A 21,092-nucleotide genomic window follows, 5' to 3' on the forward strand; every position below is an offset into this window, starting at 1 on the left:
TGGATTTTCTGAGCGGGCGCCCCTGGGAGCGGGCTGTGGATCCTTAGCGCCATCTGGGGAGGCGTCTCGCAGGCTGGATGGTCGAAGGAGGGATCGATGACCGCGACCACGCCCCGCCGTCCGACCGGAGACGGCACGCCGCCCGAGCAGCCTGGTGGTCGGCACGCCGCGCACGCCGCCATCGCCCGCGGCATCGTCCTCCCGCTCGTGGCCATCCTGCTGGTCGTGCTCGCCGGGCTCGCCATCGCGGCCTCCCCCGCCGTCACCGCGTGGGACCTCGGCGTCATCCGCGCCATCGAGGGAGCACGTACGCCGTTCCTCGACGCGGTGACGCTGACCGACTCGGTCCTGTTCTCGCCGGTGGCGGCACTCGCCATCGTCGGGCTGATCTCTGCGGCGACCTGGGTCGTCCGGCGCAGGCTCGGCCCCGCACTCGCGTTCGCGGCGCTCGCCCTGCTCCCCTGGCTCGGCAGCACCGTGGTCAAGGACGTCGTGCGGCGCCCGCGGCCACTCTCGGCAGAGCTCCCGTACCACGTCCTCACCGACACCGGGTTCAGCTTCCCGAGCGGCCACACCAGCTTCACGGTGGCGCTCGCCCTGGCCCTGCTGATCGTGTTCGGCCACGGCCGGTTGCGGCGGCCGCTGCAGGTGTTCGCGATCGTCGCGCCCCTCCTCACCGCGTTCTCGCGGGTGTACCTGGGGGTGCACAACCCGACCGACGTGCTGGCCTCCCTCGTCTACGCGGCCGCCGCGGTGCTGCTCGTGCTCGGCGTGCTGCGGCTGATCGCGCCGCGGCTGGAGCGGTTCCCCCTCATTGGTCCGGGGCTGGACCCCGCCCGACCGCCACGAACGGCGGAGGCCGCGATAAGTTGAGCGCTATGGAGGCCACCCGACTGCGCGTGCTGCTCGTCGAGGACGACCCGCGCCTCGGCCCGCTGATCGAGCAGGTGCTCTCGGAGGTCTACGACGTGACGCGCGTGGTCGACGGGGAGGCCGGGCTGGCCGCCGGGCTGCAGGAACGCTTCGATGCGATGGTGGTCGACCGCCGCCTCCCCGGCATCGACGGCGTGACCCTCGTAGGCAAACTCCGCGACGGCCGCGTCGTCGCACCGATCATCATGCTCACCGCGCTCGGCGCCCTCCGGGACCGCGTCGAAGGCCTGGACGCCGGGGCGAACGACTACCTCGTCAAGCCGTTCGAGTTCGACGAGCTGCTCGCGCGGCTGCGGGCGCTGACCCGCACCTTCACCGGCGAGGGCCGTGAGCTGCCGGTCGGCGGGTGGCGGTTCTACCCGGAGAGCCGCAGCATCTACTCGCCGTACGAGGGCCGCATCCAGCTCACCGAGCGGGAGTCCGACCTGCTGCGGCTGCTGGCGGAGAGCCCGCTACGGACGTTCTCGCGCGCGCACATCCTGGAGGCCGTGTTCGAGGCGGACGAGCAGCCCGGCACCGTCGACACCTACGTCCACTACCTGCGGCGGAAGACCGATCCGGAGATCATCGCCACCGTGCGCGGCGAAGGCTACCGGCTGGGGCAGTTGTGAGAGGACGCGCATGACCCGCCGGGACGACGTCGACTTCCTGGAGGTCCGCCGCGCCTCCCGCACGGTCGGCCTCCAGCTCACGATCGCCTCCGGCGCGCTGGTCGTCGCCGCGATCGGGGTGGCGTTCTTCTTCGTGCTCGACCAGCTCCAGCCGAAGGAGCTGCAGGAGGCCCCGCGCCCCGGCGAGCACAAGATCTACATCGACACCGTGGACGCGATGATCGCGTTCGTCGTCGTCGGGGTGCTGGCGGTGATCGTCGCCGGCGTGCTCGCCGTGGTCGTCACCCGGCGGGCGGTGCGGCCGCTCGGGGAGGCGCTGCGCCGGCAGCGCGACTTCGTCGCGGACGCCAGCCACGAGCTGCGCACGCCGCTCGCGGTGCTCGACGCGCGGCTCCAGGTGCTGCAGCGCGGCCTCCCGGCCGACGACCCCTCGGCGGGGACGGTGGCCGAACTGCGCGACGACACCCGCACTCTGATCGCCGTCGTGAACGACCTCCTGCTCGCCGCCGACCCCGAGCGCGAGCGCGCCGCGGCGTCGGACGGCCCCGTCCTGCTGGCGGAGCCCGTCCGTCGCGCGGTCGACTCGCTCGGCGTGCTCGCGGACCAGGCCGGGGTGACGGTGCGTCTGCAGGTGCGGGACGAGGTCGCGAGCGACGTCCCGGCGACCACGCTGCAACGCTGCGCGACGGCCCTGCTCGACAACGCGGTCGCGCACTCCCCCACGGGCGGTGTGGTAACGGCGACGATCCGGCGGGAGGGTCGCTCGGCGTACCTGACCGTCGCGGACCAAGGCCCCGGCATCCAGGGCATCGACCCGGCCCGGATCTTCGACCGGTTCGCCCGCGCCGCACCCAGCTCGCCGACGGCCGCGGGTCGCTCCCGGTCGGGCTTCGGGATCGGGCTCGCGCTCGTGCGGGAGGTCGCGGTGCGCCACGGCGGCGAGGTCCGCGTGGCGTCCACCGGGCCCGAAGGCACGGCACTCGAGCTGCGCCTCCCGGCTCGGTGAGGGGCCGGTGTCCGCAACTCCGGACATCCGCCCGGCAAGCCACCGAATGTCCGGATTCACGGACCTTCGGCCGGCGAGTCGTGCCGACCCTCCGGAGTTAGCGACGGTGAGAGCAACTCCGGAGGATTCGCTCCAACGGGGCCGAAAACGACCGTTACTCCGGTAATCCGGACCGGATCGAGACGGGTCTCCGGAGTTGCGGACACGGGCTGCGCCCCCGGTGACATCATCCACAAGGTGTACGGTTGTTCTGACATTTAGCTCGACCTGTGGAGGACACGGATGCAAGCCGAGTACCCGCTGCCCGTGGACCTGTTCGACAGCCTCGACAAGACGAGCCCGGTGCCGCTGTACTACCAGCTCGCGACGGCACTGGAGGCGGCCATCCGCGCCGAGACGGTGCCACCGGGGTCGCGGCTCGAGAACGAGATCTCCCTCGGCAACCGGCTCGGGCTGTCGCGTCCGACGATCCGCCGCGCGCTGCAGGAGCTGGTCGACAAAGGCCTCCTCGTGCGCCGCCGCGGTATCGGGACCCAGGTCGTCCACGGCCGGGTGACCCGCAACGTCGAGCTGACCAGCCTCTACGAGGACCTCGGACACGCCGGGCAGACACCGACGACGCGCGTCATCTCCTACGAGATCGGGATCGCGGACGAGACCGCGGCGACCGAGCTCGGCGTCCCGGTCGGCAACCCGGTGCTGGAGCTGACCCGGCTGCGGTCGGCGGACGGCGTGCCGCTGGCGATCCTCGAGAACACGCTGCCCGAGGACTTCATCGGGATCACGCGCGAGGAGCTGGAGGTGCGCGGCCTTTACCAGCTCCTGAAGGCGCGCGGCGTGGCCATCCGGGTCGCCAACCAGCGGATCGGCGCCCGCGCCGCGAACGCGAACGAAGCCGACCTCCTGGAGATCCGCCGCGGGTCGCCGCTGCTCACCATGTCGCGCACGGCCTTCGACAACTCGGGGCGGGCGGTGGAGTTCGGCCGGCACGTGTACCGGCCCGACCTCTACTCGTTCGAACTCACCCTCGTCGACCGCTGACCCCGACCGGCAGCCGGGTCAGGCGTAGAGGGCGGGACGCGCGGGCGACTCGACGGGGACCGGGCCGGACTCCTCCAGCGCCCGGACGCCGGCCTCGCACGCGAGGGCCACGAGGTAGCCGTCCCACGAGTTCGGTCCGGCGACGAGCGAGCCGTCGCGCACCGCGTCCACCCACGCCTGCACCTGGGCGTCGTACGCACGGGCGAACCGGGTCTTGAAGGTGGTGTGCTCGGCGATCGAGAATGCGGCGTCCGACCAGCGCTGCAGTCCGGACGGCTGGCCGATCCGTGCGATGCCGGTCTGGAGGACGGCCTCGGTGGCGACCTGGTAGCCGAACTGCACGCTGACGTTCATCTCAACGTCGACCAGCACCCCGTTCTCCAGTTCGATGAGCACCAGGATGGGCTCGCGGAGCCGCTCGGGCGCGCGGTCGTTGCGTCGCGGGTACTTGACCTCGACGCTGCGGACCGGGGAGCCGGCGAGCCACGGCATGACGTCGAACTCGTGCACCACCGAGTCGGTGATGAGCATCGACTGGGTGTAGCTGTCGGGCACGGACGGGTTGCGGTGCACACCGCGCAGCATCAGCAGCTCCCCCGCGTCGCCCCCGGCGATGAGTTCGCGCAGCGCGCGGTACTCGTCGTCGAACCGGCGCATGAAGCCGAGCTGGATTTGCGGGCGGTCGAGCTTCTGCTCCAGCTCCAGAATGCGCAGCGACGACGCGCTGTCCGGCGTCAGCGGCTTCTCGCACAGGATGGGAAGCCTGGCCTCCAGCGCGGGCACCAGCACCGGCTCGTGGAACTGGCCGGGCGTCGCGATGATGACCGCGTCGAGGGCGGAGGCGTCCAGCGCGGCCTCGACGCTCGGGAACGCCCGCGCTCCGGGCGCGGCCGCTGCCGCGGCCTCTGCCCGACCGGCATCCGGCTCCACGATGGCGGAGACGGTGGCGCCGCTGATCGTGCGCGTGATGCGCTGGATGTGGTCGGCGCCCATCTGCCCGGCGCCGACGACGCCGACGCGGAGGTCCTGGTTGCTGGTGGTCATGCGGTGCGGCTCGATTCTGTGCGTGGCGGGGGTGTCAGCGGATGAGTTTCAGCGGACGCGGGTCAGCGGCGAGCATCCGAAGATGTGCTGCCGGGTGCGGGTGGCGATGCCGAGGGGGACGTCGATATCGATGCCGGGCATGTCCTGCTCGACGATCGCGAAGGTCTCCGGGTCGATGGCGGCGACCGCCTCGATGATCGGCGCGAAGTCCGGGACGCCCGCCGGCGGCTCGACCATCACGTCGATGGCGGCGTCCGCGAACGCGATGTCGTTCTTGAGCACCTCGGAGCGCAGCTCCGGGTCGATCTGCTTGAGGTGTAGATAGCCGATGCGCTCGGGGTGGTCCTGGATCAGCGCGACGCTGTCACCGCCGTAGTAGGCGAAGTGGCCGGTGTCGAGGCACAGGTTCACGTAGCGCGGATCGGTCTGCGCCAGCAGGCGCTCGACCTCGCGGTGCGTGCCGACGTGGGAGTCGGCATGGGAGTGGAACTGCTGACGGAGGCCATATTCCTCGAGGAGCATACGACCGAGCCGGTCGTGCCCGGCGGCCAGCGACGCCCACTGCTCGTCGGTCAGCGTGCGCGGCTCCAGGGTCTCGCCGGTGGCGTCGGACCGCCACAGGTCCGGGATGACGACGATGTGCTCACCGCCGACCGCCCGGGTCAGCGCGGCGACCTTCTCGACCTGCTCGACGGCGCGGTCCCACTGGTCGGCGCCCTTGTGGAACCCGGTGAACACCGTGCCGCCGCTGATCCGGAGGTCGCGCTGCTCGAGCTCGTCCAGGAGCTGCGCCGGGTCGGTCGGGAGGTAGCCGTACGGCCCCAGCTCGATCCAGTGGTACCCGGCGGCCTGAACCTCGTCCAGGAAGCGGGCCCACGGCGTCTGCCGCGGGTCGTCGGGGAACCAGACGCCCCACGAGTCGGGCGCGGTGCCGATGCGGAGGCCGGAGGTGTGGGCTTCGGGCGTGCGGTGGTCGGTGGCGGTGTCGGTCATCGTCGTCCTTCGAAGGTCGGGGTGGTTCGGTGCGGACCGCTCAGCCGAGCAGGGGCCGCTGTTTCTTCCGCTGTTCGACGTACTCGCTGCGGGCGGTCCGCGTGGTCTCCAGCTCGGAGACCTCCGCGACCGGCACGTCCCACCAGCCGTCGCCGCCCGGCGCGTACGCGAACGGGTCGGAGTCGACGTGGATGAGCGTGGACGTCGTGCTCGCCTTCGCCGCCGTCACGGCCTCCTCCAGCCGGGCCGCCGTGTCCGGCCCGGGGGCGAGCTCGATCACGTCGATGCCGAAGCTGCGGGCGTTGGCGGCGAGGTCGACGGGCAGGAAGTCCCCGCGCTCGAAGTTCAGCGCGGCGTCGTCGCGGTACCGATAGCGCGTGCCGTAGCGCTGCGAGCCGACCGTCTCGGAGAGGTGGCCGATGGACGCGTAGCCGTGGTTCTGGATGAGCACGACGACGATCTTGATGCCCTCCGCTACCGCGGTCGCGAGCTCGGTGTGCAGCATCAGGTAGGAGCCGTCGCCGACCAGCACGATGACGTCGCGATCGTCGCCGTCCGCCTCCAGCCCCCGCTTGACGCCGAGGCCGCCGGCGATCTCGTAGCCCATGCACGAGAACGCGTACTCGACGTGGTAGCCGAGCGGGTCGCGGACGCGCCACAGCTTGTGGAGGTCGCCGGGGAGGGAGCCCGCCGCCTGGACGACCACGTCGCGGGGGTCGGAGGCGCGCTGGACCGCACCGATGATCTGGGACTGCCCGATGAGCGGGGGCAGCCCGACAGTCGCGGGAGCGAGGGCGGCGTCCGCCACCGCGTCCCATTCCGCCTTCTCCTCGGCGATCCACATCGCGTAGCCGGGATGCACGGAGTGCCCGGCGAGGGCCGCCGTCAGGGCAGTGAGGGCTTCTCGCGCGTCGGCGATCACCGGGAGCTGCGAGCCGTGCTTGTAGGCGTCGAACGGCGCGATGTTGACGTTCACGAAGCGCACGTCCGGGTTCTGGAAGACCGTGCGGCTGGCGGTGGTGAAGTCGCTGTAGCGGGTGCCAACGCCGATCACGAGGTCGGCCTCCCCGGTGACCCGGTTGGCGGCGGTGGTGCCGGTCGCTCCGACGCCGCCGAGGTACTGCGGGTGGTCCCAGTTGAGCGAGCCGCCGCCGGCCTGGGTGGTGCCGACCGGGATGCCGGTCGCCTCCACGAACGCGCGCAGCACGTCCTCCGCACCCGAGTACAGCACCCCGCCGCCGGCCACGATCACCGGACGCTGGGCGCTGCGGATCGCGTCGACCGCCGCGGACAGCGCCCAGCCCTCCGCGGCGGGACGACGGATGCGCCACTCGCGCGGCGCGAGGAACTCCTCCGGCACGTCGAGCGCCTCGGCCTGCACGTCCTCCGGCAGCGCGATGGTGACCGCGCCGGTCTCGGCCGGATCGGTGAGCACCCGCATCGCCGCGAGCGCGATCGAGAAGAGCTGCTCGGGCCGCTGCACCCGGTCGAAGAACCGCGACACCGGACGGAACGCGTCCGTCACCTGGATGCCGAGGTCGTGGGGATGCTCCAACTGCTGCAGCACGGGATCGGCCACCCGGGTCGCGAAGGTGTCGGACGGCAGCAGCAGCGCCGGGAGCCGGTTCGCCGTCGCGAGCGCGGCGCCGGTGATCATGTTGGCGGCGCCCGGCCCGACCGAGGCCGCGGAGGCGAGCGTGGCCCGGCGGCGGTGGCTGCGCGCGAAGCCGACCGCCTGGTGCACCATCGCCTGCTCGTTGCGCGCCTGGTAGTAGGGCATCAGCGCCGGATCCTGGACGTTCGCCTGCTTGAGCGCCTGGCCGATGCCGGCGACGTTGCCGTGGCCGAAGATGCCGAGCATCCCGGGGATGGTGCGCTCGCGAACGTCGCCGTCGACGGTCCACTGGTTGGCGAGGAACTCGACCAGCGCCTGGGCCACGGTCATCCGCCGGGTGGTCATCGCGCGGGTCGTCATCGGGCGGCTCCTTCGGTGGCGGCGGCGGGAGTGGGTGTCGCGGCGTTGGTAGCGGCGGGAGTGGGTGTCGCGGCGTTGATAGCGGCGGAAGCGGCGGTCGCGGCGGCGTTGCTGGCGGCCGTGTTCGTCGCGTACGGGAGGCGGGGGTCCTGCTCCGCACCCTCCCACGTGCTCCGCAGCCAGGCCTGACGCGGGTCGTCGCTGATGAGCCAGGCGCGCTCGTCGCCCGGGCCGGCCATGACGTTGAGGTAGTAGAGGTCGTACTCCGGCGCCGCGACCGCAGGACCGTGGTAGCCGAACGGCACCAGGGCGATGTCGCCCGTGCGCACGAGGGCGTTGGTCTCGATGTCGCCGGCCGCCGAGCGGTAGGTGGCGAAGCTGCCGAAGGCGTCCGCGGTGGGCGGTGCATCCGCGCCGGGGACCGGCGCGGCCTCGAAGTAGTAGATCTCCTCGAGCCGGGACTCGTGGCCGGGCACGTCCTCGTCGTGCTTGTGTGCGGGATGCGACGACCAGTTGCCGGCGGGCGTGATGACCTCGCAGACGATCAGCGCGGCGGCGTCCAGAGCATCGGGCGTGCCGAAATTGTGCACCTGGCGAGTATCCCGGCCGGCGCCGCGCAGCTCTACCGGAACCTCGCCCTGAGCGATGTAGGCCGACGGCTTGCGCTCCCGCGTCGGCGCCTCAGCCACGGCGACCCGGCCGAAGCCGTCGACCGTCAGCGCGTTGCCGGCGCCGACGTAGACCACATCCGTCGGCCCGTCGAAGACGCTGGACCGGCCGGCGAGGTGCGTCGTCCGCCCCTCGTGCCCGACCGCGAACGAGCCGGCAAGGGGGATCACGATGCGCTCGACGTCGGCCGCCGGCAGCTCGACCGTGTTGCCCGCGAGCTCAGCGACGCGCAGGCCGGTGTGCTGCCAGCCGTCGAGGGAGCCGTCGACCACGGACTCCCACGAGCCGTCGCTCAGCGCGCCTCGCGGAAAGAACCATTCGTTGTGCTTCGCCATGTCCGCCGATCCTCAGGTGTTCTGCGGGAAGCCGAGGTTGATACCGCTGTGTTCGGACTGGTGGCGCGTGGCCGGGTCGAGCCAGCGGCTGGTGATCGCCTTCTCGCGGGTGAAGAAGTCGAAGCCGTGCACGCCGTACGCCTTCGCGTCGCCGAACAGCGACGCCTTCCAGCCGCCGAACGAGTGATACGCGACCGGGACCGGGATGGGGACGTTGATGCCGATCATCCCGACCTGCACCTCGTTCTGGAACCGCCGGGCCGCGCCGCCGTCGTTCGTGAAGATCGCGGTGCCGTTGCCGAACTGCCCCGAGTTGATGAGGTCCAGGCCCTCCTGGAAGGTCTGCACGCGCACCACGGACAGCACCGGGCCGAAGATCTCCTCGCGGTAGGCGGCGGAGGTGATCGGGATGTTGTCGATGAGGGTCGGGCCGAAGAAGAAGCCGTCCTCGCGGCCCTCGACCGTGAAGCCGCGACCGTCGACGACGATGTCCGCGCCGTCGGCCTCAGCGATGTCGACGTACCCGGACACCTTGTCGCGGTGCACGCCGGTGATCAGCGGCCCCATGTCGGGCTCGCCCTGGCCGTCGCCCGCGCCGTCCCCGATTCGGAGCCGACCGATGCGCTCGGTGATCTTAACGATCAGGTCGTCCGCGACGGGCTCGACGGCCAGCACCACGGAGACCGCCATGCAGCGCTCCCCCGCCGCGCCGTAGCCCGCGTTGACCGCCTGGTCGGCGACCAGGTCGAGGTCGGCGTCCGGCAGCACCAGCATGTGGTTCTTCGCGCCGCCGAGCGCTTGGACGCGCTTGCCGTTCTTCGACGCGGTCTCGTAGATGTACTGCGCGATCGGGGTCGAGCCGACGAACGAGATGGACTGGACGACCGGGCTGTTGAGGAGGCCGTCGACCGCGAGCTTGTCGCCCTGCAGCACGGTGAAGACACCGTCCGGCAGCCCGGCCTCCTTCCACAGCGCGGCCAGCCACAGTGCAGCCGAGGGGTCCTTCTCGCTGGGCTTGAGGACCACGGCGTTGCCGGCTGCGATCGCGACGGGGAAGAACCACATCGGCACCATCGCGGGGAAGTTGAACGGCGAGATGATGCCCACGACGCCGAGCGGCTGCTTGAGCGAGTACACGTCGACGCCGGTCGAGGCGTTCTCCGAGTAGGCGCCCTTGATGAGGTGCGGGAACCCGGTCGCCAGCTCCACGACCTCCTGGCCGCGCAGGATCTCCCCCATCGCATCGGAGAGCACCTTGCCGTGCTCGGCCGTGATGATGGCCGCCAGCTCGCCCTTGCGCGCGTTCAGCAGCTCGCGGAAGGCGAACAGCACCGACTGCCGCTTGGCGATCGAGTACCGGCCCCACTCCTCGAAACCGCGTTGCGCCGAGGCGATCGCCTCGTCGACCTCGGCCTGGTCGGCGAGGGCGACGTTCGCGGTCGCGACGCCGAGCGCCGGGTTGAAGACCGGAGCGGTGCGGCCGCTCGTGGAGGGCCGCTCGGCCCCGTCGATCCAGTGCGGGATCGTCGGCAGCTCGCCCGCGGCGGCGGGGGCGGCAGTGGTGTCGGTGCTGGTCATGATCGTCTTCCTTCGCGGTACTGCGTGCGGTGAGCGGGCCGGATCAGCGGCCGTGGACGAGGGAGGCGGCGATGTCGACGGCGCGGCCGACGTCCCCGTCCTTCGGGTAGAGGAGCGTACGCCCGACGACGAGGCCGTGCACGCCCGGGAGCGTCAGTGCGGCCTCCCAGGACGCGAAGGTCTCCTCCGGCGCTGCGTCGGTGTCGCCACCGAGCAGGAGCGTGGGCAGCGTGGTCGCCGCCAGGACGCGCTCCATCTCGGCCACGACCGGCAGCTTGAGCCAGGTGTACGCCGACGAGGCGCCGAGGCCCGAGGCGATGGCCACCGACTGGATGACGGCGTCCGTCGTGAGGTCGTTGACGACCCGGCCGTCGTCCCACCGGCTCATGAACGGCTCGAGGAGGATCGGGAGCCGCGCACGGGCGGCCGCGGTCACCGCGTGCGCGGTGGCCTCCAGCGTGCGCGCCGTGGCGGCGTCCTCCAGGTTGATCCGGACGAGCAGCTTGGCCGCGTCCACCCCGTCGTCCACCATCGCGTCGACGTCGTAGCCGGTGTACCGGTCGTCCATCTCGAAGACGGCGCCGCGCAGGCCGCCGCGGTTCATCGAGCCGACGGCGATCTTGTCGTCGAGGGCGCCGAGCAGCGCCAGGTCTTCGATGATGTCGGGGGTGCCGAGCACGCCGTCCACGCCCGGGCGCGACAGCGCGAGCGCGAGCCGCTGCAGGAGCTCGTAGCGGTCGGCCATCGCGACGGGATCGTCGCCGACGCCGAGGGCGCCGCGGGCCGGGTGGTCGGCGGCGACGATGAAGAGGCGGCCGTCGTCGCGGACCAGGGGGCGCCGGGCGCGGGTGGCGAGCACCGTCGCGACGTCGTCCGGGCTGGCATGGCGCCGGGCGCGGAGGCGATCGAAGGCGGCGGCGTCGATGAGGGGAGCGGAACCGGCGATCAGGCTAGCTGGGGACATTCTGGAGCTCCTTCAGCGCGGACTCGACCTCGGCGGTCGACGGCATGGCGGTGGAGCACTCGCGGCGCGTGGCCACGATGGCTCCGGCGACGTTGGCGAACCGGATGACCCGCTCCAGCGACCAGTCCTGCAACAGGCCGTGGCAGAGCGCGCCGCCGAAGCCGTCGCCGGCGCCGAGGCCATTGACCACCTCCACGGGGTAGGGCGGCACCTCCACGGTCTCCTCGCGCGTCTTGGCGAGGACGCCGCGCGGGCCCTGCTTGACCACGGCCAGCTCGACGCCGCGCTCCAGGAGGGCGTCGGCCGCGCGCACGGGATCGCTTTCACCGACGGCGATCTCGCACTCCTCGCGGTTGCCGACGGCGACCGTGACGTGGCCGAGCGCGCGCTCCACCTCGGCCGTGGCCGCCTCCGCGCTCGGCCAGAACATGGGCCGGTAGTCGAGGTCGAGGACGGTCAGCGGCTGCCGCCCCCTGGCCTCCCAGGCCACGTGGTGCGCGGTGCGGCTCGGGTCGCGGGAGAGGCCGGTGACGGTGGACCAGTAGATGCGGGCGCTGCGGATCGCGTCGAGGTCGAGATCCTTCGCCGTGATGGCCAGATCGGGCGCGAGCGGGTCGCGGTAGAAGTACAGCGGGAAGTGGTCCGGCGGGAAGATCTCGCAGAACGTCACCGGGGTCTTGAGGGCGTCGACCGTGCCGACGAACCGGTCGTCGACGCCGAGCCGGCGCAGCTCTCGGCGCGCGTAACGGCCGAACGGGTCGTCGCCCGTTGCGGTGACCACCGCCGAGCGGAGGCCGTGGCGCGCAGCGGCGATCGACACGTTGGTCGCACTGCCGCCGAGGAACTTGCCGAAGGTCTCGACATCCTCGAGGCCGACACCGTCTTGCAGGGGGTAGAGGTCGACACCGATGCGCCCGATCGTGATCAGATCGAAGGTCTCGCTCGTCATGTCGTGGAACTCCTTCGTCGGGGTCGTGCCGTTCTCGCTCGCCAAAGCCTACACCTTATGTTCTATCAAACTGACAAGGTTTCCGACAAGAGGAAAGCGCGAACGGCCGAGGCCGAAGAGAGCCTGTTCTGCGAGGTCGCGCGGCGGCTCGGGAGGCCGCGGGCGCGCGTGACGTGAGACGAATGGTGGAGGACTCTGGAAATCGAACCAGACAAGTCGCCCCGATAGGCGAGTCCCCCCGGACCTCCCCACCTTACGCTGTCGAGCGCTCCGTCGTCGTCTCCGGCGCCGTGTCCGTCGTGTCGGCCAGCGCGCCGAGCAGGCGCAGCTTCTCCGCGTCCGCCTCGGTGGCGGCGTGATAGAGCACGAGGACGATGCCGTCGGTGCCGGTGACCTGCAGCTTCTCGCGGTGCACGGTGACCGGGCCGACCTGGGGATGCTGGAAGGCGAACGTCGCGCCCTGGCGTTCGCGGACATCGTGCCTGCTCCACAGCCGGCGGAAGGTCGGGCTCGCGATCGACAGCTCCCCGACCAGCTCGACCACGCGCGCGTCGTCCGCGTCGGCGCCGACCGAGCGACGGAAGCCCGCGAGGAGCACGGCGGACGCGGCCTCCCAGTCGGGGAACAGCGCCTGCTCGGCGGGGTCGAGGAAGACGTCGCGCATCCGGTTGCGTCCGGGGACCAGGCGCGGCGACAGCGCGGTCGCGAGCGCGTTCGCGGCGAGGACGTCGAGGTAGCGGCCCTCCACAAAAGCCGGGAACGGGAGCTGAGGCACCAGGGCGGCCAGACTCTCGGGCAGCGTCTCCGCGCGCGACCGGCGCGGTCGTCGCGGCGTCCTCCCGCTGTCCGGGAGGCCCAGCAGATAGGCGGTCGCCTCGTCGTCGAGCTGCAGCACGCGCGCGATCGACCGGAGCACCTGCCCGGACGGGTTGCGGTCGCGGCCCTGCTCCAGCCGCAGGTAGTACTCGGCGCTGATGCCGGAGAGCATCGCGACCTCCTCGCGGCGCAGGCCGGGGACCCGGCGCGTGCCGAGCGCGGGGATGCCGACGCTCTCCGGCGCGACCAGCTCGCGGCGGGCGCGGAGGAACTCGCCCAGGAGGTTGCCTGGGCCGTCGGGCTCGTCGCTCATGCGGTCAACGCTACGCCGCGGGCGCGTCATCCCGGCTGTCCCTCGCACTACCAGTGTGGACAGGGAGCTGGATGGAGTCACGCCTGAGGGGAAGCATCGAACGGTCAGCACACGACCTACTGAAAGGACCGAGCATGGCCGACCAGCGCATCCTCGTCACCGGCGGCTCCGGCTTCATCGCCGGGCACATCATCCTCCAGCTCCTCGGCAGCGGCCACGAGGTCCGCGCCACCATCCGCTCGCTCGACCGCGAGGCGGCCGCACGCGCCGCGCTGGCCGAGGCCGGGATGACGGACGGCGACGCACTGCGCTTCGTGGCGGCCGACCTCCTGGAGGACGCCGGCTGGGCGGAAGCGGTGGACGGCGTCGACGCGGTCCTGCACGTCGCCTCCCCCGTCCACCTGGGACCGGTCGACGACGAGGACGACGTGATCGTTCCGGCACGCGAGGGCACGCTGCGGGTGCTCCGCGCCGCCCGGGACGCGGGAGTGCCGCGCGTCGTGCTGACCTCCGCCTTCCACGCCGTCGGGTTCGGGCATCCGCCGCTCGACCGCGCGTTCACGGAGGCCGACTGGTCGCCGCTCGACGGGCCGGGGATGGACGCCTACGGGCGCAGCAAGGTGCTCGCCGAGCGCGCGGCGTGGGAACTGCTCGACGGCGGCCCCACCGAGCTCGTCACGATGCTCCCGGTCGCGGTCGTCGGGCCGCTGATCGGAACCGGCATGTCGGGCGCCAACCACCTGGTGCGGCGCGTGCTGACCGGCGAGCTGGCCGCGTATCCGGACTTCGCCGTCCCGTTCGTGGACGTGCGCGACGTCGCCGCAGCCCACGTCGGCGCGATCACCGCGGAGGGCGCGGCCGGCGAGCGCTTCCTGCTCGCGTCGCAGGAGGACGCGGTGCCGCTCGCGGACGTCGGCGCGGCGCTGCGAGCCGAATTCGGCGAGCGCGCGGTCCGGGTGCCCCCGGCGACGGCCCTGCTCCCGGATGAGGCCGTGCGTGCGGCGGCGGAGGCGAATCCCGGGATGCGGCCGATGGCGGCCGAGCTCGGCTACCGGAAGAAGGTGTCGACCGAGAAGGCGCGGCGCGTGCTCGGGTTCGCCCCGCGGCCGTGGCAGGAGGCCGTGACCGCCGCCGCCGAGAGCATGCTCGCCAGCGGCCGGGCCTGACGTCGAGGGCGTTCACGGGTCCGCGAGGAGTGCGGCGTAGAGCTGCTGCGTGGCGGGGCTCGGCGAGACACCGAGGTCGTCGCGCAGCAGCGCGCGCAGGTCCCCGTACACCGCGACCGCCGCCCCGACGTCGCCCTGCCGCCGCAGCGCCCGCATCAGCACCTGGTAGCCGGTCTCCCGCAACGGCGCGAGAGCCACCAAGCGGCGGCCCGCGCGCACGGCCGCGGGAAGCTCCGTGCCGCCCATCTCCAGGCTCGCAACCCCGTAGGCCTCCAGCGCGCGCACCAGGATGTCGGCGAGCGCGCGCCGCTCGTCCTCGATCCAGCCGGCGTCCTCGCCGGGCAGGAACTCCCGCTGGGCCACCAGCATCGCGCCGATCGCCGGGCCCCAGGCCGCCGCCCAGTGCCCGAGGGCGACCTGCGACTCAGCCCGGTGCACGGCCTGCTCCGCCCACTCCACGTCGACGTGCGCGTCCTCCCCCAGCTCCAGCCGCACCGCGGACCGCCCCTCCAGCGCGTCGGCGCCGAGCAGCCGCCGCAGCTTGGACACCAGCGGGTTCAACCCGGCGCCGTGGACGTCGACCGCGCCCGGCCAGACCGCCTCGGCCAGCTCCTCGCGGGTGCACGGGCGGTGCCGGTTGAGGACGAGGTACGCGAACAGCAGCCGCCCCTGGCGGCCGGGGAGGCCGTCCTCCAGCCGCTCACCAGCACGCTCGAGGTGCAGGGTCCCGCAGAGCTGCACCCGGACTCCACCGGACGCCAAGGTCATGCCAACATTCTGCCAACGGGCCCTGCGTAGAACTATGAGGGAGGACGAGATGACCAGGATCATCCGGTGCGAATGCGGCTACATCGCCCGCGGCGAGACCGACGCCGAGGTCGTCGACGACATCAGCGCCCACATGCGGTCCGACCATCCTGCCCTCTTCCAGGCAGTCGGGCGGGAGGACCTGCTCGGCTGGATCCAGTTGGAGTGAGCCGCAAGGAGGCCACCATGAGCTCCACCACCACGAGAGCGGCTGCGCGCGATGTGCGCGACGCTGCTCCCCTCGACCACGTCCCCGTCGTTGGCCCGGACTGGCTCGAATCCCACCTCGCGGACCCCGATGTCCGCGTGATCGAGGTGGACGTCAACGCCACCGCCTACACGTCGGGCCACCTCCCCGGCGCGGTGCTCTGGAACCCGTACGCCGACCTCAAGGGGCCCGACTACCGGCCGGTCGGCGACGACGCGATCCGCACGCTCTTCGAACGCTCCGGCATCGCCCCGGACACGACGGTCGTCCTCTACGGCTACGCCCCGTCGCTCGGCTTCTGGCTGATGAAGCTCTACCGGCACGCGGACGTGCGGATCCTCGACACGTCGCGTACGGTCTGGCAGGAGGCCGGCCGTCCCTTCACGACCGAGACACCCGAGGTGGCGCAGACCGTGTACCCGCTGCCCGCTCCGGACGACTCGATCCGGGCGACCGCCGCCGACGTGCGCGCGGCGATGGGGCGTCCCGGCACCACCATCGTGGACGCCCGCAGCGCCGCCGAGTACACCGGCGAGCGCTTCTGGCCGTCGGGGACTCCCGAGCCGGGAGGTCGCGCGGGCCATGTCCCGTCCGCGGTGAACGTGGACGCCGCGGGCGTCTTCGACGAGCGCGGCCGGTTCCGCGACCGCGACACGCTGGCGGCCATGTTCGCCGCGGTCGACCCCGCCGCGGACGTCATCACCTACTGCACGATCGGCAACCGCGGCTCGGCGGAGTGGTTCGCGCTGCGCTACCTGCTCGGGCACGCGAACGCGCGCGTCTACGACGGGTCCTGGGCGGAGTGGGGGCACGACCCGGACACGCCCATCGAGTGAGCCAGCGGGCTAGCTGTCCTTCCGGATCCACCGGAAGGACAGCCGGCACGCGACCAGCCCCGCCACCAGCCAGATCAGCAGCACCACCGCGATCCAGCCGAGCTGCCAGCTCCCGCTCGGCTCCTTCGCCTCGAAGGCGGCGGGCAGGAACACGCTGCGCATCCCCTGCGCGATCCACTTGAGCGGGAACAGGCTGGCGACGTTCTGCAGCCAGGTCGGCAGCAGGGTGAACGCCAGGTAGACGCCCGAGATGAACTGCAGCACCAGCACGATCGGGATGATGACCGCCGTCGCGCTCTTGCCCGTGCGCGGCACCGCGGAGAGCGCGATGCCCAGCACGGCCGACGTGACGATGCCGAGCGCATAGATCCAGGCGAAGCGCAGCCAGGACTGCGGGTCGGTCGGCAGCGCCACCCCGAACAGAACGCGCGCGACGAACAGGAGGAGTGCGATCTGGAGGATGCTGGTCGCGATGACCTGACCCATCTTGCCGAGGAAGTACGAGACCACCGGCAGCGGCGTCCCGCCCAGGCGCTTCAGCGTCCCGTCGCTCTTCTCCATCGCGATGTCGACGGCGAGGTTCTGCACACCGCTCAGGAGGATGCCGGCGGCGATCATGCCGGGCAGGTAGTAGGCGGCCTGGCTGATGCCCCCGCTGCCGTCCGGGGCGGCGCCGACCTTGCCGAGGCCCTGGAACGCGACGGAGAAGATCCCGAGCATGACCACCGGGAAGAGGAACGTGAAGAAGATCGTGTCCGCCTGGCGGAAGTACACGAGCACCTCGTAACGGATGCGGGCCCAGCCCAGGGCGACCGACGTCACGCCGCCACCTCCTCGCCGGAGGCCACGCCGCCGGGCGCCGCTCCGCTCGTCGCTGCCCGCTCGTCGGCCTCCCGCACCAGGGCGAGGTAGATGTCCTCCAGGCTCGGGCGGATGACCTCCAGGTCGCGCGGCTCGCCACCGGCCTCGGCGGCGAGCCGGGCGACCAGCGCGCCCGGCGCGTCGGTGCGCTCCTCGTGCAGGGCGCCGGTCGCATCGCGCCAGCGGACGATGGGGACGCGCGCCGCCGACCCGCCGATCGCGTCCACCGCGCCGATGTCGAGCAGCGCGCCGTGCGCGATCACCGCGGCCCGGTCGCTGAGCTGGGCGGCCTCGTCCAGGTAGTGGGTGGTGAGCAGGATGGTCGTCCCTTCCCGTTTGAGCGTGCGGACCAGCTCCCAGAACTGCCGCCGGGCCTCCGGGTCGAACCCGGTCGTCGGCTCGTCGAGGAACAGCAGCTCCGGCCGGCCGATCACGCCGAGGGCGACATCCAGCCGCCGGCGCTGACCGCCGGACAGGTTGCGGATGCGGACCTTCGCCTTCTCCTCGAGCCCGACCGCGGCGATCACCTCCTCGACGTCGCGGCTGCGCGGGTAGTAGCGCGCGAACTGGGTGAGCTGCTCGCGGACTGTCACGTTGGCGGCCTCCGCGCCGGACTGCAGCACGATCCCGAGCCGCGCCTTCCACGCGGTGCCCGCCTTGCCGGGGTCGGCCCCGAGCACGCTTGCCTCGCCGCCGGAGCGGTCGCGGTAGCCCTCCAGGATCTCGATGGTCGTGCTCTTGCCGGCGCCGTTCGGCCCGAGCAGGGCGAACGTCTCGCCGTCGGCGATCTCGAAGTCGACACCGCGCAACGCCTCGAACGACCCGTACGACTTGCGGAGGCCGCGCACGACCACGGCGGGAGGACGTGAACTCATGGGGCAATCATCCCGCGCCCGGAGCGCGGTGCGCAGCATCCTGCTGCCCGGTGCGCGAATGCGGACGATGACGGCCGAGACGCGGTCAGGAGCGCTGCCTCACCCGGTCGGAGGCCAGCGCGCGTTCGACCGCCGCGGCCGGGACGCGCTCCGCGGCGCGGCCCGGGCGGTCGACGCGCACCGGGACGCCACGGCGAGCGCCGAGCTGCAGCGCGAGCACCTCGGCGAGGTGAAGCGGCCGCTGACCCTCGCCGAGCGTGTCGTCGAGCTGCTCCACCTGCGTGCGGCAACTGAACCCGTCCGCGATGACGCGCGCATCGGCGGCCGCCTCGCGGAGAGCCGGCAGCAGCGCGTGCTCGGCGGCGGCCGCGGAGACGTCCAGGTGACCGGCCTCGAAACCGAAGTTGCCGGCGAGACCGCAGCAGCCCTCCACGGTCGTGGTGACGATGCCGGCCGCGTCGAGGATGGCCTGGTCCGCCGTGAAGCCGCCGACCGCGTGCTGATGGCAGTGCGGCTGCACGACCGCGCTGCCGCCGACGTGCGGGGGCGACCACTCGGGCGTTCGCCGCAGCAGTTCGGCGAAGGAGGTCGCCCGCTCGGCGACGACGGCCACGTTCGGGTCGTCCGGCAGCAGCTCCGGAGCGTCGGAGCGGAACACCGCGAGGCAACTCGGCTCCAGCCCCACCAGAGGTACCGCGTCGCCGAGCGCCTCGGCCAGCGCAGCGGCGGTGTGCGCGAGCATCCGTCCCGCCGTCGCGAGCTGGCCGGTCGAGATCCAGGTCAGGCCGCAGCACAGGTGCCCGGGCGGCAGGACGACGCGGTAGCCGGCGTCCTCCAGTACGGCGACCGCCGCGCGCCCGATGGAGGGATGGAAGTTGTCGGTGAAGGTGTCCGGCCAGATCATCACGTCGCCGAGCGGTGCGGGAGGCGCGGGCGGGCGCTCGGCGAACCAGTCGGTGAAGCGCTGCGGCGCGAACCGCGGCACTGGACGGTCGGGCTCCACGCCCCCGAGCCGCTTCGCCACGCGCGCCACCCCGGGGACACGGGCGAGCCGGTTCACGAGCGACGGGGCAACGCTCGCCAGCCGCGCCCAGAGCGGCAGCCAGCCCATCGTGTAGTGGGCGGCCGGGCGCAGCCTCCCGGCATAGTGGTGCGACAGGAACTCCGCCTTGTAGGTCGCCATGTCGACGTTCACCGGGCAGTCGGTCTTGCAGCCCTTGCACGACAGGCAGAGGTCGAGCGCGTCCTTCACCTCGGTGGACCGCCAGCCGTCGACGATCGGGCTCTCGCGGTACTGGCCCTCCAGCATCTCGAACAGGAGGCGAGAGCGACCGCGCGTGGAATGCTCCTCCTCGTTGGTGGCGCGGAAGGAGGGGCACATCACGTTGCCGCTGTGGCTGCGGCAGTTGCCGACGCCCACGCAGCGCAGCGCCGCGCGGTCGAACTGCCCGCGATCCTTCGGGTAGGAGAAGTGCAGCTCCACGTCGACCTTCGGGCCGTAGCCGACGCCGAGGCGGAGGTTCTCCGTGGGGAGGTACGGGTGCACGACCTTGCCCGGGTTCATCCGGTCGTGCGGGTCGAACAGCGCCTTGACCCGCTCGAACAGCCGGACCACCTCCTCGCCGAACATGATCGGCAGCAACGCGCCGCGCGCCTGGCCGTCGCCGTGCTCGCCGGACAGCGACCCGCCGTACTGCGCGACCAGCTCGGCGCCGCGCTCGATGAACGCCCGGTAGTGCGCGATCCCCTCCTCGGTGACGAGGTCGAAGGGGATGCGGCAGTGCACGCAGCCCTGGCCGAAGTGGCCGTAGCGGGAGACGTTCTCGTAGCCGAACTCGTCGAGGAGGTCGCGGAAGTCGCGTAGGTAGTCGCCGAGGCGCTCGGGTGGCACGGCGGCGTCCTCCCAGCCCTCCCAGGTGTCGGGCCTGCCGGGGATCCACGCGGTCGCGCCGAGCCCGGCCTCGCGCACCTCCAGGATCTCCTTCTGGTGCGCGGGGTCGTCGAAGATGCGGTGCTCCGGCACGACCTCCCGCTCGCTCAGAGCCGCGACCGCGCGGTCCGCCTTCGCATCGGACGCGGCCCGGGTGTCGCCGCCGAACTCGCAGACGAGCCAGGCGTCGCCCTCGGGCAGCAGGTCGAGGGCCTCGACGTGCTGCCGCTTCGTCCTCTGGTCGGTCACCAGCACGCCGTCCATGCCCTCGATGGTCAGCGGGTCGTGCCCGGCGATCGTCGGGGCGGCGTCGGCGGCGTCCTCGATGCTCGGGAAGCCGACGACCAGGAAGGTGCGCGCCGGTGGAAGCGGCACCAGGTCCAGCTCCGCGCGCAGCACCGTGACCAGGGTCGACTCGGAGCCGACCAGCGCCCCGCCCACATCGAAGCCGGCCTCCGGCAGCAGCGAGTCGAGGTTGTAGCCGGAGACCCGGCGCGGGATGCGCGGGTAGCGCTCGCGGATCAGGTCGCCGTCCTCCTCAGCGAGGTCGCGCAGGGCGGTGTACAGCTCGGCGACCCGGCCGCCGGCGCTCCGGATGCGCTCGAACCCCGCCGGGGAGGTCGGCCCCGCCCAGAACCGGTCGCCCTCGTAGGTCAACACCTCCAGCCGGCGCACGTTGTCGACCGTCTTGCCGTACGCCTGCGCGCTGGAGCCGCACGAATTGTTGCCGATCATCCCGCCGATGGTGCAGTGCGAGTGGGTCGCCGGCTTCGGGCCGAACTGGAGCCCGTGCGGAGCGAGCACCGCGTTCAGGTCGTCGAGCACGATGCCGGGCTCCACGACCGCCACGCGCGCGTCCGGGTCGACCGAGAGCACCCGGTTGCAGTACTTGCTCCAGTCGATGACGATGCCGTGGTTGGTGCACTCGCCGGCGAGGCTCGTGCCGCCGCCGCGGCTGAAGACGGGGGCTGAGAACTCTCGACAGACGGCGACGGCCTCCACGGCCGCCTCCACCGTGCGCGGGATGACGACGCCGATCGGCACCTGCCGGTAGTTGGAGGCGTCGGTCGAGTACGCCGCACGGCTGCCGTCGTCGAAGCGCACCTCCCCGTCGACCCGGTCGGCGAGCGCGCCGGCGAGCGTGCGGATGTCGATGCCGCTGGAGGTGATGGTCATGGTCGT

The 21,092-nt window shown here is 72.3% G+C and carries 19 protein-coding genes; 7 read left to right on the plus strand and 12 right to left on the minus strand.

Going from position 1 to position 21,092, the window contains the following annotated elements:
* Positions 1-96: 96 nt before the first annotated feature.
* From ABIA36_RS06130 to ABIA36_RS06145, 4 genes are all read left to right on the plus strand, one after another.
* A complete protein-coding gene (locus ABIA36_RS06130; RefSeq protein ID WP_369961395.1) occupies positions 97-873 on the plus strand; it encodes a phosphatase PAP2 family protein in 777 nt (258 codons plus the stop codon).
* A gap of 5 nt (positions 874-878) precedes the next feature.
* Positions 879-1,544: a response regulator transcription factor gene (locus ABIA36_RS06135; protein ID WP_369961396.1), complete on the plus strand. Its 666-nt coding sequence runs from the start codon at positions 879-881 to the stop codon at positions 1,542-1,544.
* Between the two features lie 10 nt (positions 1,545-1,554).
* Positions 1,555-2,550 (plus strand): sensor histidine kinase, encoded by a 996-nt coding sequence (locus ABIA36_RS06140; protein ID WP_369961397.1) that lies wholly within the window; start codon positions 1,555-1,557, stop codon positions 2,548-2,550.
* A gap of 282 nt (positions 2,551-2,832) precedes the next feature.
* Positions 2,833-3,591 carry a GntR family transcriptional regulator gene (locus ABIA36_RS06145; RefSeq protein WP_369961398.1) on the plus strand — a complete coding sequence of 253 codons (759 nt, stop codon included), beginning with the start codon at positions 2,833-2,835 and terminating at the stop codon, positions 3,589-3,591.
* An 18-nt stretch (positions 3,592-3,609) separates the two neighbouring features.
* On the opposite strand, the gene ABIA36_RS06150 is transcribed toward ABIA36_RS06145, so the two are convergent.
* The 8 genes from ABIA36_RS06150 to ABIA36_RS06185 form a co-directional block, all read right to left on the minus strand.
* Entirely contained in the window at positions 3,610-4,635 is a 1,026-nt protein-coding gene (locus ABIA36_RS06150; RefSeq protein WP_369961399.1) for a Gfo/Idh/MocA family protein, read from the minus strand.
* Between the two features lie 48 nt (positions 4,636-4,683).
* Positions 4,684-5,628 (minus strand): sugar phosphate isomerase/epimerase family protein, encoded by a 945-nt coding sequence (locus ABIA36_RS06155; protein ID WP_369961400.1) that lies wholly within the window; start codon positions 5,626-5,628, stop codon positions 4,684-4,686.
* Between the two features lie 40 nt (positions 5,629-5,668).
* Positions 5,669-7,588 (minus strand): 3D-(3,5/4)-trihydroxycyclohexane-1,2-dione acylhydrolase (decyclizing), encoded by a 1,920-nt coding sequence (gene iolD / locus ABIA36_RS06160; RefSeq protein WP_369962084.1) that lies wholly within the window; start codon positions 7,586-7,588, stop codon positions 5,669-5,671.
* 11 nt (positions 7,589-7,599) lie between these two features.
* Complete coding sequence (iolB, locus tag ABIA36_RS06165; protein WP_369961401.1) at positions 7,600-8,607, minus strand: 5-deoxy-glucuronate isomerase; 1,008 nt, start codon at positions 8,605-8,607, stop codon at positions 7,600-7,602.
* A 12-nt stretch (positions 8,608-8,619) separates the two neighbouring features.
* A complete protein-coding gene (locus ABIA36_RS06170; RefSeq protein ID WP_369961402.1) occupies positions 8,620-10,185 on the minus strand; it encodes a CoA-acylating methylmalonate-semialdehyde dehydrogenase in 1,566 nt (521 codons plus the stop codon).
* A gap of 43 nt (positions 10,186-10,228) precedes the next feature.
* On the minus strand, positions 10,229-11,149 hold the full coding sequence (locus ABIA36_RS06175) for a class I fructose-bisphosphate aldolase (protein ID WP_369961403.1): 921 nt from the start codon (positions 11,147-11,149) through the stop codon (positions 10,229-10,231).
* Positions 11,136-12,098: a 5-dehydro-2-deoxygluconokinase gene (iolC, locus tag ABIA36_RS06180; RefSeq protein ID WP_369962085.1), complete on the minus strand. Its 963-nt coding sequence runs from the start codon at positions 12,096-12,098 to the stop codon at positions 11,136-11,138. Before iolC ends, ABIA36_RS06175 begins: the two co-directional genes overlap by 14 nt.
* A gap of 253 nt (positions 12,099-12,351) precedes the next feature.
* The gene (locus ABIA36_RS06185; RefSeq protein ID WP_369961404.1) at positions 12,352-13,227 is read right to left on the minus strand and encodes a helix-turn-helix domain-containing protein; all 876 of its coding nucleotides are present in this window, start codon (positions 13,225-13,227) and stop codon (positions 12,352-12,354) included.
* A 134-nt stretch (positions 13,228-13,361) separates the two neighbouring features.
* Between ABIA36_RS06185 and ABIA36_RS06190 the strand changes: the two genes are divergently transcribed.
* On the plus strand, positions 13,362-14,393 hold the full coding sequence (locus tag ABIA36_RS06190) for an NAD-dependent epimerase/dehydratase family protein (protein ID WP_369961405.1): 1,032 nt from the start codon (positions 13,362-13,364) through the stop codon (positions 14,391-14,393).
* 12 nt (positions 14,394-14,405) lie between these two features.
* Here ABIA36_RS06190 and ABIA36_RS06195 read toward each other — a convergent pair whose 3' ends face one another.
* Positions 14,406-15,161, minus strand: a complete 756-nt coding sequence (locus ABIA36_RS06195; protein ID WP_369961406.1) for a BTAD domain-containing putative transcriptional regulator — start codon at positions 15,159-15,161, stop codon at positions 14,406-14,408.
* 49 nt (positions 15,162-15,210) lie between these two features.
* On the opposite strand from ABIA36_RS06195, the gene ABIA36_RS06200 reads away from it, so the two are divergent.
* Positions 15,211-15,369, plus strand: coding sequence for a DUF1059 domain-containing protein (locus ABIA36_RS06200; protein WP_369961407.1), 159 nt, complete (start codon positions 15,211-15,213; stop codon positions 15,367-15,369).
* A gap of 17 nt (positions 15,370-15,386) precedes the next feature.
* A complete protein-coding gene (locus ABIA36_RS06205) occupies positions 15,387-16,244 on the plus strand; it encodes a sulfurtransferase (protein ID WP_369961408.1) in 858 nt (285 codons plus the stop codon).
* Between the two features lie 9 nt (positions 16,245-16,253).
* Here ABIA36_RS06205 and ABIA36_RS06210 read toward each other — a convergent pair whose 3' ends face one another.
* The 3 genes from ABIA36_RS06210 to ABIA36_RS06220 form a co-directional block, all read right to left on the minus strand.
* A complete protein-coding gene (locus tag ABIA36_RS06210; RefSeq protein WP_369961409.1) occupies positions 16,254-17,066 on the minus strand; it encodes an ABC transporter permease in 813 nt (270 codons plus the stop codon).
* Positions 17,063-17,980, minus strand: a complete 918-nt coding sequence (locus tag ABIA36_RS06215; protein WP_369961410.1) for an ABC transporter ATP-binding protein — start codon at positions 17,978-17,980, stop codon at positions 17,063-17,065. The genes ABIA36_RS06210 and ABIA36_RS06215 overlap by 4 nt, the downstream gene beginning before the upstream one ends.
* Positions 17,981-18,065: 85 nt before the next feature.
* Entirely contained in the window at positions 18,066-21,086 is a 3,021-nt protein-coding gene (locus tag ABIA36_RS06220; RefSeq protein WP_369961411.1) for an FAD-binding and (Fe-S)-binding domain-containing protein, read from the minus strand.
* Between the last annotated feature and the right edge of the window lie 6 nt (positions 21,087-21,092).

The sequence above is a fragment of the Leifsonia sp. EB34 genome (assembly GCF_041260585.1).
In the GTDB taxonomy this organism is placed as follows: domain Bacteria; phylum Actinomycetota; class Actinomycetes; order Actinomycetales; family Microbacteriaceae; genus Leifsonia.

What these genes read in the sequence shown, in the direction of transcription:
- ABIA36_RS06130 (WP_369961395.1), top strand. Translation starts at nt 97, where the DNA reads ATGACCGCGACCACGCCCCGCCGTCCGACCGGAGACGGCACGCCGCCC.
- ABIA36_RS06135 (WP_369961396.1), top strand. Translation starts at nt 879, where the DNA reads ATGGAGGCCACCCGACTGCGCGTGCTGCTCGTCGAGGACGACCCGCGC.
- ABIA36_RS06140 (WP_369961397.1), top strand. Translation starts at nt 1,555, where the DNA reads ATGACCCGCCGGGACGACGTCGACTTCCTGGAGGTCCGCCGCGCCTCC.
- ABIA36_RS06145 (WP_369961398.1), top strand. Translation starts at nt 2,833, where the DNA reads ATGCAAGCCGAGTACCCGCTGCCCGTGGACCTGTTCGACAGCCTCGAC.
- ABIA36_RS06150 (WP_369961399.1), bottom strand. Translation starts at nt 4,635, where the DNA reads ATGACCACCAGCAACCAGGACCTCCGCGTCGGCGTCGTCGGCGCCGGG.
- ABIA36_RS06155 (WP_369961400.1), bottom strand. Translation starts at nt 5,628, where the DNA reads ATGACCGACACCGCCACCGACCACCGCACGCCCGAAGCCCACACCTCC.
- iolD (WP_369962084.1), bottom strand. Translation starts at nt 7,588, where the DNA reads ATGACCACCCGGCGGATGACCGTGGCCCAGGCGCTGGTCGAGTTCCTC.
- iolB (WP_369961401.1), bottom strand. Translation starts at nt 8,607, where the DNA reads ATGGCGAAGCACAACGAATGGTTCTTTCCGCGAGGCGCGCTGAGCGAC.
- ABIA36_RS06170 (WP_369961402.1), bottom strand. Translation starts at nt 10,185, where the DNA reads ATGACCAGCACCGACACCACTGCCGCCCCCGCCGCCGCGGGCGAGCTG.
- ABIA36_RS06175 (WP_369961403.1), bottom strand. Translation starts at nt 11,149, where the DNA reads ATGTCCCCAGCTAGCCTGATCGCCGGTTCCGCTCCCCTCATCGACGCC.
- iolC (WP_369962085.1), bottom strand. Translation starts at nt 12,098, where the DNA reads ATGACGAGCGAGACCTTCGATCTGATCACGATCGGGCGCATCGGTGTC.
- ABIA36_RS06185 (WP_369961404.1), bottom strand. Translation starts at nt 13,227, where the DNA reads ATGAGCGACGAGCCCGACGGCCCAGGCAACCTCCTGGGCGAGTTCCTC.
- ABIA36_RS06190 (WP_369961405.1), top strand. Translation starts at nt 13,362, where the DNA reads ATGGCCGACCAGCGCATCCTCGTCACCGGCGGCTCCGGCTTCATCGCC.
- ABIA36_RS06195 (WP_369961406.1), bottom strand. Translation starts at nt 15,161, where the DNA reads ATGACCTTGGCGTCCGGTGGAGTCCGGGTGCAGCTCTGCGGGACCCTG.
- ABIA36_RS06200 (WP_369961407.1), top strand. Translation starts at nt 15,211, where the DNA reads ATGACCAGGATCATCCGGTGCGAATGCGGCTACATCGCCCGCGGCGAG.
- ABIA36_RS06205 (WP_369961408.1), top strand. Translation starts at nt 15,387, where the DNA reads ATGAGCTCCACCACCACGAGAGCGGCTGCGCGCGATGTGCGCGACGCT.
- ABIA36_RS06215 (WP_369961410.1), bottom strand. Translation starts at nt 17,980, where the DNA reads ATGAGTTCACGTCCTCCCGCCGTGGTCGTGCGCGGCCTCCGCAAGTCG.
- ABIA36_RS06220 (WP_369961411.1), bottom strand. Translation starts at nt 21,086, where the DNA reads ATGACCATCACCTCCAGCGGCATCGACATCCGCACGCTCGCCGGCGCG.